9 protein-coding genes are annotated in these 18,111 nt (G+C 71.6%); 3 read left to right on the top strand and 6 right to left on the bottom strand.

The annotated features are described in order from the left end of the window. Window positions 1–4: 4 nt before the first annotated feature. Together HDA31_RS01635 and HDA31_RS01630 are read left to right on the top strand one after the other, a co-directional pair. Complete coding sequence (locus tag HDA31_RS01635) at window positions 5–919, top strand: DUF5667 domain-containing protein (protein WP_178066509.1); 915 nt, start codon at window positions 5–7, stop codon at window positions 917–919. Between the two features lie 254 nt (window positions 920–1,173). Continuing rightward, the gene (locus HDA31_RS01630; protein ID WP_221486800.1) at window positions 1,174–2,031 is read left to right on the top strand and encodes an HAD family hydrolase; all 858 of its coding nucleotides are present in this window, start codon (window positions 1,174–1,176) and stop codon (window positions 2,029–2,031) included. A 49-nt stretch (window positions 2,032–2,080) separates the two neighbouring features. On the opposite strand, the gene HDA31_RS01625 is transcribed toward HDA31_RS01630, so the two are convergent. From HDA31_RS01625 to HDA31_RS01600, 6 genes are all read right to left on the bottom strand, one after another. Then, window positions 2,081–2,938: a lysophospholipid acyltransferase family protein gene (locus HDA31_RS01625; RefSeq protein WP_178067853.1), complete on the bottom strand. Its 858-nt coding sequence runs from the start codon at window positions 2,936–2,938 to the stop codon at window positions 2,081–2,083. Between the two features lie 230 nt (window positions 2,939–3,168). After that, window positions 3,169–4,242 carry an NAD-dependent epimerase/dehydratase family protein gene (locus HDA31_RS01620; protein ID WP_178066511.1) on the bottom strand — a complete coding sequence of 358 codons (1,074 nt, stop codon included), beginning with the start codon at window positions 4,240–4,242 and terminating at the stop codon, window positions 3,169–3,171. Window positions 4,243–4,366: 124 nt separating this feature from the next. Beyond that, the gene (locus HDA31_RS01615) at window positions 4,367–4,468 is read right to left on the bottom strand and encodes a 30S ribosomal protein bS22 (RefSeq protein WP_007465623.1); all 102 of its coding nucleotides are present in this window, start codon (window positions 4,466–4,468) and stop codon (window positions 4,367–4,369) included. A 340-nt stretch (window positions 4,469–4,808) separates the two neighbouring features. Next, window positions 4,809–5,018 carry a helix-turn-helix domain-containing protein gene (locus HDA31_RS01610; protein WP_007073166.1) on the bottom strand — a complete coding sequence of 70 codons (210 nt, stop codon included), beginning with the start codon at window positions 5,016–5,018 and terminating at the stop codon, window positions 4,809–4,811. A 731-nt stretch (window positions 5,019–5,749) separates the two neighbouring features. Continuing rightward, the gene (locus HDA31_RS01605; RefSeq protein WP_219824960.1) at window positions 5,750–6,163 is read right to left on the bottom strand and encodes a hypothetical protein; all 414 of its coding nucleotides are present in this window, start codon (window positions 6,161–6,163) and stop codon (window positions 5,750–5,752) included. Window positions 6,164–6,240: 77 nt separating this feature from the next. Beyond that, complete coding sequence (locus HDA31_RS01600; protein ID WP_246384163.1) at window positions 6,241–13,125, bottom strand: RHS repeat-associated core domain-containing protein; 6,885 nt, start codon at window positions 13,123–13,125, stop codon at window positions 6,241–6,243. 333 nt (window positions 13,126–13,458) lie between these two features. On the opposite strand from HDA31_RS01600, the gene HDA31_RS32835 reads away from it, so the two are divergent. After that, complete coding sequence (locus tag HDA31_RS32835; protein WP_178066514.1) at window positions 13,459–18,057, top strand: FG-GAP-like repeat-containing protein; 4,599 nt, start codon at window positions 13,459–13,461, stop codon at window positions 18,055–18,057. Window positions 18,058–18,111: the final 54 nt, after the last annotated feature.

Here is an 18,111-nt window from a genome sequence, read left to right as displayed (position 1 = left end):
TGCGGTGATCAGTAACCTCTTCTCCCGCCGGCGCGCCGAGCGCTTCGCGCAGCTTCTCGACGAAGCCAACGGCGGCCGGCGTCACCACGTCCGGTCCCGGGCCGACGATCATCTCGCCGCGCTCGTCGCGGTCGGCCGGCAACTTCACGCCGACCCTCCGCCCGTGAACCCCGACTTCCGCACCGGCCTGCGGGCGATGCTCGTCGCCGCCGCCGAGCGGGAGGGCATCGGGGCCACCGCCCCGGAGAGCGCGCCGGCCGTCCGGCGGGGCGTGCTCGGTCAGCGCGGCGCGGCGGCCCAGCGCGCCACCCTCGGCGGCGGCCCACGTGGCCCGTTGCTGCCGGCCGTCACCGCCCGCCGGGCCCGAGCCCGGGGCGCCATCCTCATCGGGGTGACCGCCGGCGCGATCGCCGTCTCCGGCATCTCCGCCGCCAGCGAGAACGCCGTGCCCGGCGACGCCCTCTACGGGATGAAGCGCTCCACGGAACGCGCGCAGCTCGCCCTGGCCAGCTCGGACCTCAGCCGCGGCCAGCTCTTCCTCGACTTCGCCCGCACCCGGCTCGGCGAGGCCGCCGCGCTGCGCGGGGACCGGCTCGGGTTCGACGCCGTCCTCGACGACATGGACTCGGACACCCGTCAGGGCGTACGCCTGCTCACCACCACGGCGGCACAGCGCTCCGACCCGGCCGGTCTGGAGTCGGTGAACGCCTTCGTCACGGGGCAGCGACGCGCGGTCGGCGACCTGCTCGACGGGGCCAGCCGCACGGAGCGGGACCGGGTCCGCCGGTCGATCGCCCTGCTCGACGCGATCCGCAAGCGCTCCGACGCGCTGCGCGCGGCCATCGAGTGCGAGCTGCCCGTACCCTCCGGCAGCGACGCGCTCGGCCCGACACCGACGACCTGCCCCGGCGACCGCTGACCGCCCGCTCTCCTACGCCGCTGTTCTCCTGCTTCCTGCTTCCTGCTCCCGCTGCGCTCCCGGCGTTGCCTGCGGTAAGGAAGGGGCCCCTCTACACCGTTATGCGTTAACAAGGTGCCCTTCCTTACCCCGAGCAGCGCGCGCCACAGTTCTCGCCGCAGCAGGTGGGGCGGCCGCGCGGCCCGGCTACGCTCGCGGGGAGGCACTCGTCGGGGTCGTCGAGCGAGGGAGGTCGGGTGGCCCGCAACGGCAGGATGACGGTCAGCACCGACCGGCACGGGCACACCGCCGGTTGGGCGGAGACCGAGGCCGCGCCCGCCACCCCGGTAGCCCCCGACCCGGCCGCCGCGGCCTTCTTCGACGTGGACAACACGATGATGCAGGGCGCGTCGATCTACTGGTTCGCCCGCGGGCTCGCCGCCCGCAACTACTTCACCACCGGGGACCTGGCCCGGTTCGCCTGGCAGCAGCTGCGCTTCCGGGTGCTCGCCACCGAGCACGCCGGGGACATGTCGCAGGCCAAGGACGCGGCCCTCGCGTTCATCGAGGGTTGGCGGGTCGACGACGTGGAGCGGCTCGCCGAGGAGATCTTCGACGAGCTGATGGCCCCCCAGATCTGGGCCGGCACCCGACGGCTGGCGCAACGCCACCTGGACGCCGGGGAGCGGGTCTGGCTGGTCAGCGCCGCGCCGGTCGAGATCGGCCGGGTGATCGCCGCCCGGCTGGGGCTGACCGGGGCGATCGGCACGGTCGCCGAGGTGGTCGACGGGGCGTACACGGGGCGGTTGGTGGGCGGCCTGATGCACGGGCCGGCCAAGGCCGAGGCGGTGACCCAGCTCGCCGCCGTCGAGGGGCTGGACCTGTCGCGCTGCTCCGCCTACAGCGACTCCGCCAACGACCTGCCGATGCTGTCGGCCGTGGGCCGGGCGGTGGCCGTCAACCCGGACGGCGCCCTGCTGCGGCAGGCCCGGCAGCGGGGCTGGGAGGTGCGGGACTTCCGCACCGGCCGGCGGGCCGTGAAGATCGCGGTGCCGTCGACGGCGGCGGCCGGGCTGCTCGCGGGTGCGGTCGGCGCCGGCATGGCGCTACAGAAGCGCCGCCGCGTCCGCTGACGACCCGCCGCCCCGCGTCCGGTGGGGCGCGGCCGGGGCCCCGGGCGGGTCAGGGCCCGAACGGGTCCGGGCGGCGTTCCAGCAGGCTGTGCAGGGTCTGCTGGATGGTCTCCCGCACCTGGTCGGCGAGGTTGAACACGACCAGCGGGTCGTCGGCCGAGTCGGTCAGGTGCGCGGTCGGGATCGGCGGGCAGAACTCGATGAGCCACTTGCTGGGCAGCGGCACCATCCCCAGCGGACCCAACCACGGGAACGTCGGCGTGACCGGGAAGTATGGCAGCTTGAGCAGCCGGGCGAGGGGCTTGATGTCGGCGAGCATCGGATAGATCTCCTCGCCCCCGACGATCGCCACCGGCACGATCGGGGTGCCGGTGCGCAGCGCCGCCGAGACGAACCCGCCCCGGCCGAAGCGTTGCAGCTTGTACCGGTCGGCGTAGAGCTTCCCGACGCCCTTGAACCCCTCCGGGAAGACGCCGACGACCTCGCCGGAGCGGAGCAGCCGCTCGGCGTCCGGGTTGCAGGCGACCGTGCCGCCGGTCTTGCGGGCGAGCTCGGACACCACCGGCATCCGGAACACCAGGTCGGCCCCGAGCAGCCGCAGGTAACGGTGGGCCGGGTGCTGGTCGTGCAGGGCGGCGGAGAGGATCAGCGCGTCCAGCGCCACCGTGCCGGAGTGGTTGCCGACCACCAGACCGGCACCGTCCGCCGGCACGTGCTCCAGCCCGGTGACCTCGGTGCGGAACCAGTCCCGGTAGAGCAGCCGCAGCATCGGGTGGAAGACGGACTCGGTCAGCTCCGGGTCGAACCCGAACTCGTCCACCTGGTAGTCGCCGGAGAGCCGCCGACGCAGGAACGCCAGCCCCGAGGCGACCCGCCGGTCCCACACGTCGCCCGGCTGGTCCGGCACCGCCGCGTCCCGTGGGGCGCCCGCCGCCGGCTCCGCAGGCTCCCGCTCCGCCGGCTGCTCCCGCCGGATCGGCCGCGGGGCCGCCGCGCCACGGGCGGGGTCGGCGGCGGGGCCCGGGGGCGGATGGTGGCCGTTGCGCCGCGCCGGCTCCCCGTCCGGGCGGGCCACCACCAGCGGTACGTCGTACCGGCCGTTGGCCCCGGCGCGCCCGCGCTCCTCGTCCGGCGGCGTCACGACTGCTCCCGCACGGCCGCGCGCACCTGGCGGATGCCGTCGAGGACGGCCCGCTCGGCGGCGGCCAACTGTTCCCGGGTGACCACCACGCCGCCCTGGTGGGCGCGGATGAAGTCGTCGAACGCGGCGGCGGTCGAGCGGGGCGCGAAGCCGTACTCGCGTTCCAGGGCGGAGGTGTCCACGACCCGACCGTGCACGAAAAGATCGACCTGGTCCAGGCCGTACCGGCCGAAGCCGAGGCTGCGGGCCAGCGCGACGGCCCCGGACAGGCCCGGTTCGAACACCGGCACCCCCACCCGCCCGGCCCGCCTGATCGCCTGGGACAGGGAGAGCACGCCCGGACCGGCCACGTTGAACGTGCCCGGGTGCTCCTCGGCGACCGACCGGTGCAGCACCTCCAGCGCGTCGTCGAAGTGCACGAACTGCAACCGGGGGTCGCGCCCGAAGACGGTGGGGACGAACGGCTGGGAGAAATACCTGGTCAGCGTGGTGTCGGCCGTGGAACCGATGAACGGCGCGAAGCGCAGCACCGTGGCGGTGACGTCCGACCGGCGGCGACGGAAGCCACGAACGTACCCCTCGATGTCGAGGATGTCGCGGCCGAAACCGCCGCGCGGCACCTCGCGCGGCTCGGTCTCCTCGGTGAAGACGGCCGGGTCCCGGAACGACGCCCCGTACGCGGCGGTCGACGAGCGGACCACGAGCTTGCGCAGCCGGGGCGCCCGCTGGCAGGCGGCGAGCAGCTGCATGGTGCCGATGACGTTCTGTTCCTTCATCGCCGACCGGCCGCCCTGCTGGGGGTCGGGGGAGGTGACGAGGGCGAGGTGCACCACGGCGTCGACGTCGAGGTCGGCGAGGAGCCCGCCGAGCGAGCCGAGGTCGAGCCGGATGCGCTCGACCCGGTCGAGCAGGCCGGACAGCTCGGGGCTGGGGGCGCTCGGGTCGACGCCGATCACCCGCTCGATGCGGGAGTCGGCGGCGAGGCGGGCGGCCACGTGCGCGCCGAGATAGCGGTTGACCCCGGTGACGACGACCACCCCCGGGGCACCTGGGGTGCCACCGGGGGTCACGTCGTGCACCTACCCCGGCAGGTGGGATCGAGCCGGGGCAACCGCGGCCTGATCACCTGAGCCTCCGAGGGTCGACTGTTGGCAAGCGACACGGGGTGCCGGGCCACGGTGGGCCCGGCCCCGGTCACTTGCCGAGACGGCGACGCTGGACGCGGGTCTTGCGCAGCAGCTTGCGGTGCTTCTTCTTAGCCATGCGCTTGCGGCGCTTCTTGACCACCGAGCCCATACGACGACAGCCTTTCGATGCAACGTGCGGGGCGGACCGGATGACACCACGCGGGCGTCGAGGGCCGCTTGCGGACAACGGGCCGGACCTGCTGGCGTGCGGCGGGCGCACCGGTGTGCGGTCACGGTCCGGTCCAGGGTAGCGGGAGAGCCTCAGCAGGACCAACGCGCCCCCGTCGATGCCCGTTACGTCGCACTCGGTGCCCTTTGCGACACTGCCCTCTGTGAAAGCGGGGTGCCCTGCGCGGCACGGCGGGCACCCCGTGCGGCACGCCGGACGCCCTGCGCGGGGTGCCGGGCCGTGACGTCGGCGGACGGGCGGCCCAGGTGCGGCAGGCGGATCAGGCGGTCTCCTGGAACGCGCCCCGGAGATACTCGTGCACCGCGTGCTCGGGCACCCGGAACGACCGGCCGACCCGCACGGCGGTCAGCTCACCGCTGTGCACCAGCCGGTAGACCGTCATCTTCGACACCCGCATCACCGTCGCCACCTCGGCGACGGTGAGGAACCTGACCTCCGACAGCCTGCCGTCGGACTGCGAACCGGTCATGGCCCACCGCCCCATCCCATGCCCCGGCGCGTGCCGCCGGACGGGATCCTCCCGCCAGGACGGGCTACGCGCGTGTTACCAGTACGGTAGCGGGACGGCTGTGACCGGCGCGATCCCTTCGCGCATGTTGATCACGCTAGGGACGGGTTTCCCCCGACGGTGGCCTGCCGTTTCGCCCCGCCCCGGGGGGCCGGGGCCTGCCGGGCCGGCGTCCGGTTGGGCCGGCGTCCGGTTGGGCCCGCGCCATGTCGGCGACATGGCGGTGTCCGGGGCCTCCAGACCCCGCCATGTCGCCGACATGGAGTCGATCAAGGCACCCGGTGGCTCCGGCGGCGCCACCGGAGCCACCGGGCGGGCGCCCCGGGCCGCTTCCGGACGCGGACCGGGGCTCCGCACTGGGAGCGCTTCAGTGTCGCAGGTGCCCCGTCGAGCCCGGACAGCGGTCGATCATCACGCCCACATCCGCTGGACGGACACCCAGCACCTACGGAACAAGACGCCTCGCAGTTGGCACCTCCCAGACCCGGAACTCAATGAGGTAGTCGAGCCGCCCCCACCCCTATCCCTATCGCCCGCCACCACCTCCCAAGTTCGGATCAAAGACACCGAGGCTCTCCCCTTTTCGCCGCGTTGCCCCTCACCACTCGCAGCAACCACGACCACACCCAAGGCGCACAACCGCCCCTGCCTGCACGCAGCGGAGCGAGATCGACATCTTCGCAGTGAAGCGATCAGGCTGATCGAATCGAAATTGTAGGCCCATAATCCTCTGACGCATCGGCCACGGAGACGACGAATCGCCGGGCAGGAAATGCCGATTCGAGCGCCGCCCGCCACATCGCCGCAATCCGCGGCGCCAGCTCGACCAGAACAGCGTATTCAGCTTCCACTTTCGGCGCAAAAACGTCCCACAAGTGAACATGGTTGACGACACCTTCGACCGCAACCTCATCCCCCTTGAGTTCATCGAACCAGGCGTCGACTCCGCGCCGCTCGAAGAGGAAGCCCAAGAAGACGCCCTTGCGATACTCGGTGAACTCGGGCCAGAAGAGAATCGACATAGCGGCAGCCTCACCCACGGACGCCGTGGACTGCAGAAACGATCTTGGATCGAACTCCTCGCCAGCTCTGATCCAGCCCTTCATTTCGGGAAGCCTGCTGAGATCCACCGCTTGCCTGCCTCTCTACTCTTCTGGCCCTGGCATCGCCCCCCCTGCGCCTGTCAGCACCCGACGCGCGGAAGATCCCCCGGGCCAGCCGGTGTTGCAATCTTGCTCTGCTGCGGGAAGACCCGCCCGTCAGGGGTCACGTTGCGGGTGAACTCCTGCACGTGAGGTGTCGGCACACCGCCATGCGCAGCACCAACCAAATCGACTCGCCGCAGAATGACACCATCCGCATCGTATACGGCGTAGTTACTAATAACACCATTCTGAGTGCGGTAGAGAACTCCATTCGCCGGCCCGCCGGCGTCAAGCGCGCCGCCCACCGGGAATCGTCCCCCCTGCCAAGGGGTCGCCTTGCTAAGGTCGATGCCACCGTTGTCGTTGTGGACCAGCACCGGAGTGTCACCGGCGAGGACATAGTACGTGTGGATGCCGTCGACGGTGAGGTTGTAGGCGGACGCGGCCGTCGCCGACGGCCACTCCAGCCCGCCTATCGAAAGCGCTATACCATCGCTACCCAGCGCCCAGTCGCCCCGATCGATCTCGTCGGCGCGCTGCCACTCGCGGTCGGTGTGGTTCCAGAACGGGTGGTCCTCCGTGGTGGTGACGAAGGCGTCCCCGATCCGGAGGTCGACGAGTTCGTCCTCGTGCACCCAGACGTTGGTGACGATGCGGGGACCCTGCTCACCGGTCTCCGGGTCGGCGGCGATGACCTCGTCCCCGACCCGGACATCTTCGAGCCTCCTGGTGCTCCCGTCGGCCATGAGGACCCGGGTGTCGCCGCTGAAACTCAGGCAACCGGCGCTACGGGAGCCGGTGCCCCTGCCCCCCTTCCCCTTGCCGACGCTCGTACCCGCGGGGGGCTTGGGGAGGCCACCCTCGTCCATGGGGAGGGTGTCGGCGCCCCACTGGTAGTGGATCTCCCAGAGTTCCTCGATCCACTCCTTGCACCCGCCCGGTCTGCCCATCTCACTGCAGATGTTCATGGCGAGCACGGCGGTGTCGTCGCGCATTCCGGCCCTGTCGGCGCCCTCGCCCCGCGTGGCGAACCAGTTCGCGCGCTGTTCGCGCCAGCGGCGCATGAAATCCTCGAACGGCACGCTCTCCGGCACCTGGATGCCGTAGCCGAGGTCCCTCGGGTGGTTGTCCTTGTCGGGCTTGGAGCTTCCCTTGTCGTTCTCGTCGCCCCACGTCACGTTGTCCGTCGAGCCGCAGCCGTGCGGGCAGCCCTTGTTCGGGTCGTAGCCGTAGCAGTCGAAGTACCTGCAGTCGTCCGGGATCAACCCCGACGGGTCGCTGGAGGTGACCGGCGTGTTGTTGGCGTACGCGTAGCCGTTCCACTGCTGTGGGTCGGCCGGGTCCTGCAACGGGTCGAGCGAGACGAACCGGCCGATCGTCGGGTCGTAGTTGCGGGCGCCGACCTGCGTCAGTCCCGTGTTCGGGTTCAGCGGTTGGTTGAGGAACCCCCGGTTGTCGGGGGCGGTCACCGTCGCGCCGCGCGGCGCGCCGTACGGGGTGTACTGCCGCCAGGTCGGCACCTGGGCGGTGTTGTTGAGGTACAGGCTGGGCGTGCCCTGGTGGTCGGGCAGGACGAAGCCGTACGCGGTGCCGCTGCCCGTCCGGTAGGCCACCGCGCCGCTGGGCAGGGCGTGGTACCGGATGCCGCTCAGCGCCTGGGTGCCGGTGTTCAGGGTGATCTGCTCGCCGGCCAGGTAGAGCGTGGTGGAGCCCGGGTCCCGCTGGATGAGCAGGTTGCCGTCGGCGTCGTACAGGAACGAGCTGTCCCCGTCCGTGCCGCCGGTCACCGAGGCCAGCTCGCCCGCGTCGTCCCAGGTGAGGGTCTGGGTGCCCTGCCCGGCCTGGCGGGTGGTCATGTTCCCCGCGCTGTCGTACGCGTACGACGTGCTGCCGGTGAGCCCGCCGGTGGTGGTCGTACCCGTCAGCGTGTGCGGCTGCCCGCCGCCGTTGCCGTCGTAGGCGTAGGTGGTGACGGTGTCGGCTCCGCCGGTCGGCGAGTACCGGGTCTCCTTGGTGCGGTTGCCGAGCGGGTCGATCTCCCACTCGGTCCAGTAGGCGCTGGTCGCGCCGATGCCGCTGCCGACCGTCGCGCGGTTGCCGGTCGTCGGTGTCGCGGTGCAGTCGTCGGTCGCGGTCCACGCCTTCGTGAGCCGCCGCAGCGCGTCGTACCGGAAGCACTCGGTCTCGGCGGCCGCGCCCGGCAGGTGGCGGGTGTCGACGGTCCTGACGATGTTCCCGAACAGGTCGTACGCGTAGTCCTGCCGGCCGACGTCGCTGGTCGTCGTCGTGGTCCTGGCGACCTTCTGCTGGAGCAGCCGGCCGTTGTGGTCGTCGTAGGTGTTGACGAGCGACGCCGCGCTCGTGGCCGGCCCCTGGACGCCCCGGGTGACCCGGCCCCACGCGTCGTACTCGGTGGAGCTGGCGTAGCTGGCCAGGCCGCCGAGGGTGCTGGGCAGGTCGAGGACGCCGCTGTAGCCGCGGACGACCGTCTCGGCGGGCAGGCCGCCCCGGGCCTGATAGGTGTCGCCGAGCGGCTTGCCCGTCGAGCTGTGGTAGCTGTGGGTGTAGCCGTAGGTGTTGCCGAGCAGCCCCTCCACGGCCGGGATGACGATCTTCTCGCCGGTCGAGGAGCCGTAGGCGTTGAAGCCGGTCCACTGGGTCCGGTACTCGGCGCCGCCGCGGAAGGCGATCTTCGTGGTCAGCTTGCCGACGGGGTTGGTCATCGTCGGCTCGGCGGCGTTGTCGTTGTCGTACACCCAGGCGGCGAGCCGGTTGCCGGCCGCCTGGGCGGAGAGGGCGGCGGCGTAGCTGCCCGTCCTGCGATCGATCTTGTCGTACGTGAAGGACGTCGTCCTGCCCCGGGAATCGGTCGTCTCGACGATGTTCCCGACGCCGTCGTAGCGCGTCGTGCTGATGCCGGCGTCCGGGTCGTCCCGGCTCACGACCTGCCCGAGCAGGTTGTGCTGGCGGGTCCAGACGTTGCCGGCCGGGTCGGTCAGGGTGGACTGGTTGCCGCCCGCGTCGTAGCCGTAGCCGGTGGCGACGGTGGTGCCGCCGGTGAGCTGGTAGCTCCCGGTGAACGGGTCGGCCGGACTGGTCAGGGTCGGTGCCGAGGTGTACTGGAGTTGCTGCTGCGTCCGGCCCATCGGATCCGTCACCACCGTGGTGGTGGTGCCGCCCGTCGGCGGGACGACCGTCGTCCGGTCCCCGTTGTGCACGGTCCTGGTCGCCGACCTGACCACGCCGTCACGGGCCGCCTCGGCCAGGATCACCCGGCCCAGTCCGTCGTACGTGTTGAAGGTCTGGTTCAGCGCCTTCTTCAGCAGGTTGTCGGCGTACACGGGGGTGGTGTCCGGCGTGCTCGCGGCATCCCACCAGCCGTTGTACGTGGCCCGCACCCAGCCCCGGCTGTCGTAGAACGTGTCGGTGACCATGCGCCCGCCCTGCGGGGTGTCCGCCTGGATCTGCCGCACCCGGTGCAGGGCGTCGTAGATGGTGGTCGTCTTCTGGTAGCCACCGCTGTTGTTCAGCGTCTGGGTGGTGGTCGCCGACGGGCCGGTCTTCGACACCGTGTAGGTGTGCTTGAGGTGGGCCGAGCTGCTGGTGGCCCGGGAGGCGAGCCAGACGGACGTGCGGCGGCCCAGCGCGTCGTACTGCGTGCGGGTCACCACGTTGTTCGCGTCGGTGCTGCTGGTGGTCAGGTTCCGCATCGGCGTGACGACGCTGGTGGTGGCGTGGCCCTCCGCGTTCGTCACGGTCAGGCCGGTGGTGAGCCCGACGGCGTTGTCCGTGTAGCCGACCGTGCTCTTGTGGCCGTTGCCGTCCCAGGTGCCGGTGGCCCGGCCGTACGCGTCGAACTCCGCGCGGTCGGTCGTCTGGTAGGTGTATGCGCCGGAGGCCCAGCCGGACGCCTTGCGGACCATGGTGACGGTGCCCCTGGTGGGCGCGGCGGCCTGCGGGAACGTCGTGGCGAAGGCAGGATCGTCGTAGTACGTCCGGACGTGCGAGACGACCTGCGCCGGCCGGCTGACCGTCGTGGGGGCGGTCAGCGTGTTCACGCTGCCCGGCGACGACGCCGACGGGCCCTGGGCGTAGCCGCCGCAGGCCACCGCCACGGTCTCGGTCTCGCTGGTCAGCCCGACGAGGTTGAGGCCGGCGTTCGGTGCCGCGTACGACGTGGTGGTGCACCGGTCGTAGGCGGCGCTCGCCGGCGTCGTGTGGTCGTAGGCGTGCTTCAGCAGCCCGAAGGTGGCCGAGCTGGTCGACGCGTCGTAGGAGTTGTCGGTCGCGCTGTACCGCCAGGTCGTCGCGCCGCCGGTGGTGACCGCCTGTCGCCGCCAGACCCGCGCGGGCGCGGCGAACGTCGCGGTCAGCGGGGACAGCCCGGTGCGGCTACGGGTCGCGGTCGCCTCCGACACCCAGTAGGAGGTGACCGTCGAGCTGTCGACGGGGCCGCCGTCGCCGAGGTGGCTGGTGGTCTCCAGCTCCCGGCCGGCGAGCTGGTCGACATCCTCGTGGACGCCGCCGGCGGAGTCGGTGAGGTTGACGACGGTGGTGTTGTTGTTGCGGCTCATGCCGCGGTGGTAGGTCGTCTCGGACAACGTCCGGCGGTCGTTGACCCCGTCGCCGCCGCGCACCCTGACCTTGCCGTAACCGCGGAACTGGCCGTACGTGCGGTACTTGGCCTTGACCACCTCGTTGTCGTCGTAGTGCCACGCGGCGCCGCCGACGTACTCGTAGCCGGTGGAGGTCGCGGGTGCGCCGCCGGTGGGGTCGGTGGCGGTGACCCGGGTGACGGCATAGCGGTGGAACCAGTCCCGGATCTGGTCGGTGTACCCGTCGGGGGTCCAGTGGATCGGGTAGCAGGACCTGGTGTTCGAGGCGGGGCCGGTGGTGACCGGGGCGGTGCACGGCAGGGGCAGCTCGTAGCTGGGCGAGACGACCGAGCCGGTCTCGGTGGTGATCGCCGAGATCCGCTGCCGGTAGAAGCTCGGCAGGCCACCGGTGACGTCGACGCGGTTGGCCAGCTTGATGCCGCTGAACGACACCGACGGCAGCGCGACGGGCGCGGTGGATCCGCCGGAGGCGGTGTCGTGCCCGGTGCGGGTGATCGAGGACAGCCAGAGCGTCGGGGAGGTGCCGTCACCGGTCGCCGGCATGGTGTGCGCCAGGGCGTACGAGTCGACCTTCTGGTACGTCGAGGTGGCGGTGTCGTACTGCTGGGTCTCGATCGAGGTCAGCCGGACGGTGGAGAAGAACGACGGGCTCCACGCCGGGCAGTCGGTGCCCGCGTTGCAGACCAGGTCGAAGGGCACGTCCGGCCAGTTCGCCTTGTTGGCCGAGTTCAGCGGCTGGCAGGTGCCGGCGAGGCACCGGTCGCCGGTGGCGAACACGACCCGGTTCGGCACCGTGCCGTACGCCCCGCCGTCGCGGAAGCCGTAGTCGATCCGGGCGAGATGGCTGTCCCGCACGTAGCTGACGTCGGTGGCCCCCATGTTGCGGCCGTAGCGGTTGGTGGCCTGGTCGTAGTAGTAGGCCATCGCGTTGCCGTGGACGTCGGTGACGTGGTCGAGGTTCCACCGGTACGCCATCGTGCAGACCGACGAGGAGAAGCCGGCCGGGTCGTGGCAGGGGTCGCCCGGGTGCGGGGAGTAGACCGGAACGGTGTCGACCGACTTCGTCTCCGGCTTCCCGGAGCTCCAGCCGGGCAGCCGGTTGCGGCCGAACTCGTAGACGGTGCCGTCGCGCTCGGTGACCCGCCAGTAGTCGGTGTCGTGAGTGCCGCTGCCGTTGCCGGAGTTGGTCACCCGGGTGACCGTGGCTCCGGTGTCGTTCTGAAGCTTCCACACCTGCTTGGTCGCGTCCCAGACCAGGGCGCTCGACGAGCCGTTCAACGCGATCGTCAGGACCGGGCCGGTGTAGCAGCGGTCGTGGGTCTCCACCGGGGAGGGGCTGCCACCCGGGTCGTCCTTGCAGGAGACGAAGGTCTGCTCGACGTACGACCGCGGCGTCGTCCAGCCGTCGCCGACCCAGGACGCCTGGGCGTTGGTCGAGGAGGTCTGCCCGTCGACGGCGCCAGAGTCGTACGACAGGGCCACCTTCGGCACCAGCTTGGAGCGGGTCGGCGGCACCGTCACCGGGTAGCTGTAGCTGAACGAGCCGGTGCTTCCGCCCGCGCTCCAGGACTGGGACGGCGACAGGTCGGTCGCGGCGTAGGTGCCGCCCGCGCCGCCCTCGTCCCCTGCGGTAGAGACCGCCGCCAGCACGGTCGTCGCGCCGCCCGCGGCCGCGGCGCCCGCCAGCGGGACCTCGGCCGACACGGTCCGGGCGGTGCTGTCGTTGGTGGAGGGCAGCGGCGACGCCGTGCGGCACCCCGCCGCCGCCGGGGTGGTGAGGGCGCACGCGGGCAGCCGCACCAGCCTCAGCCGGGAGCCGTAGTTCCCGCCGTACGCCTCGGCGAAGCCGGCGTAGTCCACGCCGACCCGCACCGTCGCCGCGGCGGCCCCGGGCGAGGGGGTGACCGACAGCAGCACGCCGTCGACCCCGGCGGCCTCCGCCGTGGCGCGGTCCGCGACGCGCACGTCGAGCCGGCGGGGGCCGGCGTACCGGCCGCCCCCGGCGAGCGGCTGCGCCCACACCGGCGTCCCCGCCGCCCGTGCCTTCGCCGCCGGTCGCGTGCCGGTGACGGCCGACGCGCTCAGGTCCAACCGCGCTGACGCGGCCCTGGGCCAGGCCGTCCGCGCCGGGCGATGGGTGGCCTTCGCGTCGTCGGACGGCGGCACGAACCGCGTCGGCAACGGCTTGACGCCCGTGACCGGACGGCCAGGAGACACCGGGGGCAGCAGCGCGTGCCCGCCGTCGTCCAGGGGCCTCGCCGACGCCGGGGCGCCGGACAGCACCCCCGCCGCCAACGATGCCGCCACGGCCAGCGCGATCAATCGCCCCGGACCAGCCAACAGGCGTGTTCCCCCGTGCCCGACCATGCGTGCCCCACTCCGCGAGAAAGAACCGAACCACGCAGAGTGTCCGAACAAGCACCGCGTGGCGCGAACAACTTTTCACGTTCGGCTACGCGGAAGGTCACGACGCGGTAACGATAGGTCGAGATCACTTCATCCATATCGGTCGCAGAGAGTCCCAAAGGGACGACCGATGGTGAGATTCGACGTTTCCCGTGGGCCGGTGGGGCTGCTTCACTGTGGCCGCCCACCGGACGCCGCCCGGCGTCCACCGGACACACGGGGAGGCACCGCTCCATGCTCCTAGCTCACCCGCCACGACGATCCCGCCGCGGAAGGGCCGTCGCGGCCGGCGTCAGCCTCGGCCTCCTGGCCGCCAGCGCCGCGTCGTTGCCCGCGCCTGCCGCCGAGGCGGCGTCGTCGGCACCCGCCGCGAAGCCGGCCACCGGCCCGCTCGGCGTGGACCGCGCCATGACCGAGGCCCGCCGCACCGGCCGACCCGTCGAGGCCACCGCCGCCGGCACCTCCACCTCCACGATGACCGCCCGACCCGACGGCACCGTCGAGCTGACCCAGACCGCCACACCCACCCGCACCCGCATCGACGGACAGTGGCGCACCCTCGACCCGACCCTCCTCCGCCACCCCGACGGCAGCATCACCCCAACCGTCACCACCAACCAGGTCCGACTCTCCCCCGGCGGCACCGGCCCCCTCGCCGAACTCACCAGCGGCGACCGCGCCCTCACCCTCACCGCACCCATGACACTGCCGAAGCCCGTCCTGTCCGGGCCCACCGCCACCTACCCCGACGTGCTACCCGGCGTCGACCTCACCGTCCGCGTCACCGCCGACGGCGGCTTCTCCCACGTCTTCGTCGTCAAGAACCGCCACGCCGCCCGACACCCCAAGCTGACCACCCTCGACCTCACCACGTCGACCAGAGGCGTCACGCTCACCGCCGACGCGGCGGGCAACATCACCGGCCACGACCGCACCGGCCACCCCGTCCTCACCGCACCCGCCCCCACCATGTGGGACTCCACCACCAACCCCACCGCACAGGCCACCGCGTCGAGCGCCACCGCGCCGGGCCGGACCGCGAAGAGCGCCCCCATCGGCGTACGGATCTCCCCCGGCACGCTGCGCCTGTCCCCGGACCGGAAGCTGCTCGACGACCCGGACACCGTCTACCCCGTCTACGTCGACCCCACGTTCAACTGGACCCCCGTCGGGCCCAAGATGTCCGGCTGGGCCACCATCTCCTACCAGCACCAGTCCACCAACTTCTGGAAGGACACCCCCGACCTCATCGGGCGCATGCAGGTCGGCAACTCCGGCAGCCAACGCTCCCAGACCCTGGTCAACTTCCCGATCCCCTACAGCACCCTCGCCGGGGCCGAGATCCACGACGCCATCTTCAAGATCACCAACACCAAGTCGTGGAACTGCACCGCCAAGACCGTCAACATCTACGCCCCCGCGACCACCCTGAGCTCGTCCAACGCCACCTGGAACCACTGGGAGGGGGTGGCCAACGGACCCCTCGCCGCATCGAAGAGCTTCGCCTACGGCTACAGCGGCTGCGACGCCGCCGCCGTCTCCTTCGACATCACCGGCCAGGTGGAAGCCGACGTCGCCGCCCAGAAGGCCACCCGCACCCTGCGGATGGTCGCCGCCAACGAGGCCAGCGACACCCAGAGCTGGAAGGAGTTCCTCGAAACCAGCCCCACCCTCACCATCCGCTACAACCACAAGCCCAACACCCCGACGGGGATGACCACCTCACCCAAGACCACCTGCGCCGCCGCCACGCCGACGATCGTCGGAGACGGCTCAGTCTCGCTCTACGCGCCGGTCTCCGACCGCAACGGCGGCACCGTCGGCGTCAGCTTCAAGCTCTGGAAGACCACCGACTCGGCGCAGCCGGCCGTCGCGTCCTCCGACCCGAACCTGCTGACCTACTCCTCCGGCAGCACGGCGGTGCTGGTCGTGCCGGTGGCGACCCTGCGCACCGCAGCCGCCGGCGCGGTCACCGGCTTTTCCTGGAAGGTTCAGGTGACCGACTTCCGCACCCCGAGCAACTGGTCGGCCATCTGCCGGTTCACCTTCGATCCCACCCGCGCGGGGCCGCCAGAGGTGACGGCACCGGTCGAGAGCACCATCGGCCAACTGACCACCTTCACGGTCGCCCCACCCACGACCGGCACGGCCCCTGGCGGATACGCCTACCAGCTCAACGCCGGCGCTCCGGTCGACGTTCCGGCCGACGGCAGCGGCAACGCCACCATCGCGGTCGCGCCCACCCGGTTCGTCAACACCCTGACCGTCACGAGCGTGTCCGCCGGCGGCAACGTCGGCGAGTCGGCCAGCGTCACCTTCAACGCCAACCCGGCTGCGACCGCCGCCGACGCCGACCTCACCGGCGACGGCGTCGCCGACCTGCTCACCGTCGGTGCCTCCAACGGCCTGCCATCCGGGTTGTGGCTCGGCAAGGGCGACGCCGAAGGCACGGCCGTCACCGGCACCGACATCGGTGCCCGCGGCAACGGTGTCACCGGCGACAACTCGCCCGCCGACTTCGACGGCGCCCAGGCCCTGACGGGCCGCTTCACCGGCACCGGCCTTCAGGACGTCCTCACCTACCACCCCACCGGCGCCGGAGCCGGAAGCGCGGGCGTCCTACGCGCCAACGGCGACGGCTCCGTCATCCAGGCCCAGCTCAGCGGCAACCAATACAGCATCGGCCCCGACCAGCTCCTCGACCCCGACGGCAACCAGCCCATCCAGTTGGCCAGCGCCGGCGACACCCGCCGCCTCGACTCCCCGTACCCCGATCTCATCGGCACCAGCGGCGACCCCACCAACGGCTACCACCTCACCTACCACCCCAATCTTGGCGCGCCCAACGGCTACCTCGGCGCCTTCCACACCACCGCCCTGACGCCCACCGGCGGCACCGACTGGAACAACTGGACTCTCGCCACAGCCCAGCTCACCGCCGGCACCGCCATGTTTCTGTGGCACCGCACCACCGGCGCCCTGCACCTGTGGACCGACCTGACCGTCGACCCCGACACGGGGCAGTTGACCTACCAGCCGTACGTCCTGTCCGCTGCCTGGAACGTCGGCGCGAACCTGACCCTCCGCGCCGCCGACGCCGACAACAACGGCACCCCCGACCTGTGGACCACCGGCACCGGCGGCGCCGTCACCCTCTGGAAGGTCACCACCCTCACCGTCGGTGTCCCCGGCAACGGCACCCTCGCCGCCCAACCCACGCAGAGCCTGATCACCTCCGACCACAGCTGGCAGCTCAACGACGCCGACAGCGGCGCGGTGGGCACCGCCCGCGACACCGCCGGCACCCTGCACGCCACCGGCAACGCCGGCGTGACCTGGAACACGGGCGACATGTTCGACCCCGACACGGTGTTCAACGGCACCAGCGGAACCCTCACCACACCCACACCGGCGGTGAACACGAACGCCGACTTCTCGCTCTCCGTGTGGGTCAAGCCCACCGCTCTCGGCGGCACCATCCTGTCCCAGGACGGCACCAACACCACGGGATTCAGGCTCTACACGGACGCCGCCGACAAGTCCTGGCGCTTCGCCATGCCGCGTACCGATGTCGCGGCCCCGGTGTGGGACGTCGCGATCTCGGCCGCCAACACCGCCCGGCTGGGCGTGTGGACGCACGTCACGGTCACCTACCAGAAGTCCGTCGGCACCATGTGGATCATGCTCAACGGCGTCCGGAGCGCCCACGGGGCCCACTCGTCGACCTGGAGCGCGGGCGGTGGGTTCCGGATGGGCAGCCATAGAACGGGGGCCAGCAGTCATGGAGGATGGTTCGCCGGGGAGTTGGCCGCTGCGCAGACCTGGTCGCGGACCCTGACCTTCTCCCGGGCCACAAACCTCCCGGTGGAGGACTTCGACGGCGACGGACGTTCGGACATCCTCGGCTTCTCCACCTCCCACACCGAGCTCTGGTGGACACCGAACACGACAGTGGCCGGCCAGCCCCCGTCGCGGGGCGTCAGCAAGCGGATCTCCGCCGGATGGTCGGACATCACCGACCCGTTCGTCACCGACTACGATGGGGACGGGAAGTCCGACGTCGTCGGGCGGGTCGACGACGAGCTGTGGACGTGGTCGAACGCGAGCGCCACCGGCACCCCGATCGTGGTGGCCGCCGACAAGCTCGGCGTGAACTGGGACAGTCTCCCCCGGATCGCGCCCGCCGACTTCGACGGGGACGGCAGAACCGACATCGTCGGCTACTCCAGCAACAACGACGAACTGTGGTGGGTCCCGAACACCACCCCCGTCGGCGGGATGCCGCAGCGTGGGACGAGCAAAAAGGTGTCCTCGGGATGGGGCGGCATCACCAAGCAGATGATCGCCGACTTCAACTCGGACGGTAAGCCGGACATCCTGGGCCGGGGCAGCAACAACGTCATGTACGTCTGGCTCAACACCAGCACGGTCGGCAACCCGTCCGTCGGTCCTCTCGTGGCCCTCGGCACCGCCTGGGACACGCTGCCCACCACCACGACGGCGGACTTCGACGGCGACGGACGAGAGGACATCGTCGGCTTCTCGATCAGCGGCGACAAGTTCTGGTGGGTGCCCAACACCACTCCCGCCGGCGGCACGCCGAGCCGTGGCACCAGCAAGGAAGTGGCGGCCGGCTTCGCCACCGCGACCGACAAGCGGGTCATCGACTACGACGGTGACGGCCAGCCGGACGTGCTCGCCCAGATCGGCGACGAGTTGTGGGTCTGGCCCAACACCAGCACGCCCGGCAACCCGTCCGTGGGGCCGAAGGTGTCCCTGGGACTGGCGTGGAACACCATCGGTGACTTCCTGACCGAGCGCCGGGCGTTCTGACACCGCTCCAGCCGGGGTGGGGACGGAGGCTGTCTCCGCCTCACCCCGGCGGGA

Source organism: Micromonospora carbonacea (genome assembly GCF_014205165.1).
GTDB lineage: Bacteria > Actinomycetota > Actinomycetes > Mycobacteriales > Micromonosporaceae > Micromonospora > Micromonospora carbonacea.
Note: the sequence above shows the minus strand (reverse complement) of the source record. Positions and strands in the feature narration are given on the sequence as shown.

What these genes read in the sequence shown, in the direction of transcription:
- HDA31_RS01630 (WP_221486800.1), top strand. Translation starts at nt 1,174, where the DNA reads ATGACGGTCAGCACCGACCGGCACGGGCACACCGCCGGTTGGGCGGAG.
- HDA31_RS01615 (WP_007465623.1), bottom strand. Translation starts at nt 4,468, where the DNA reads ATGGGCTCGGTGGTCAAGAAGCGCCGCAAGCGCATGGCTAAGAAGAAG.
- HDA31_RS01610 (WP_007073166.1), bottom strand. Translation starts at nt 5,018, where the DNA reads ATGACCGGTTCGCAGTCCGACGGCAGGCTGTCGGAGGTCAGGTTCCTC.
- HDA31_RS01605 (WP_219824960.1), bottom strand. Translation starts at nt 6,163, where the DNA reads ATGAAGGGCTGGATCAGAGCTGGCGAGGAGTTCGATCCAAGATCGTTT.
- HDA31_RS32835 (WP_178066514.1), top strand. Translation starts at nt 13,459, where the DNA reads ATGCTCCTAGCTCACCCGCCACGACGATCCCGCCGCGGAAGGGCCGTC.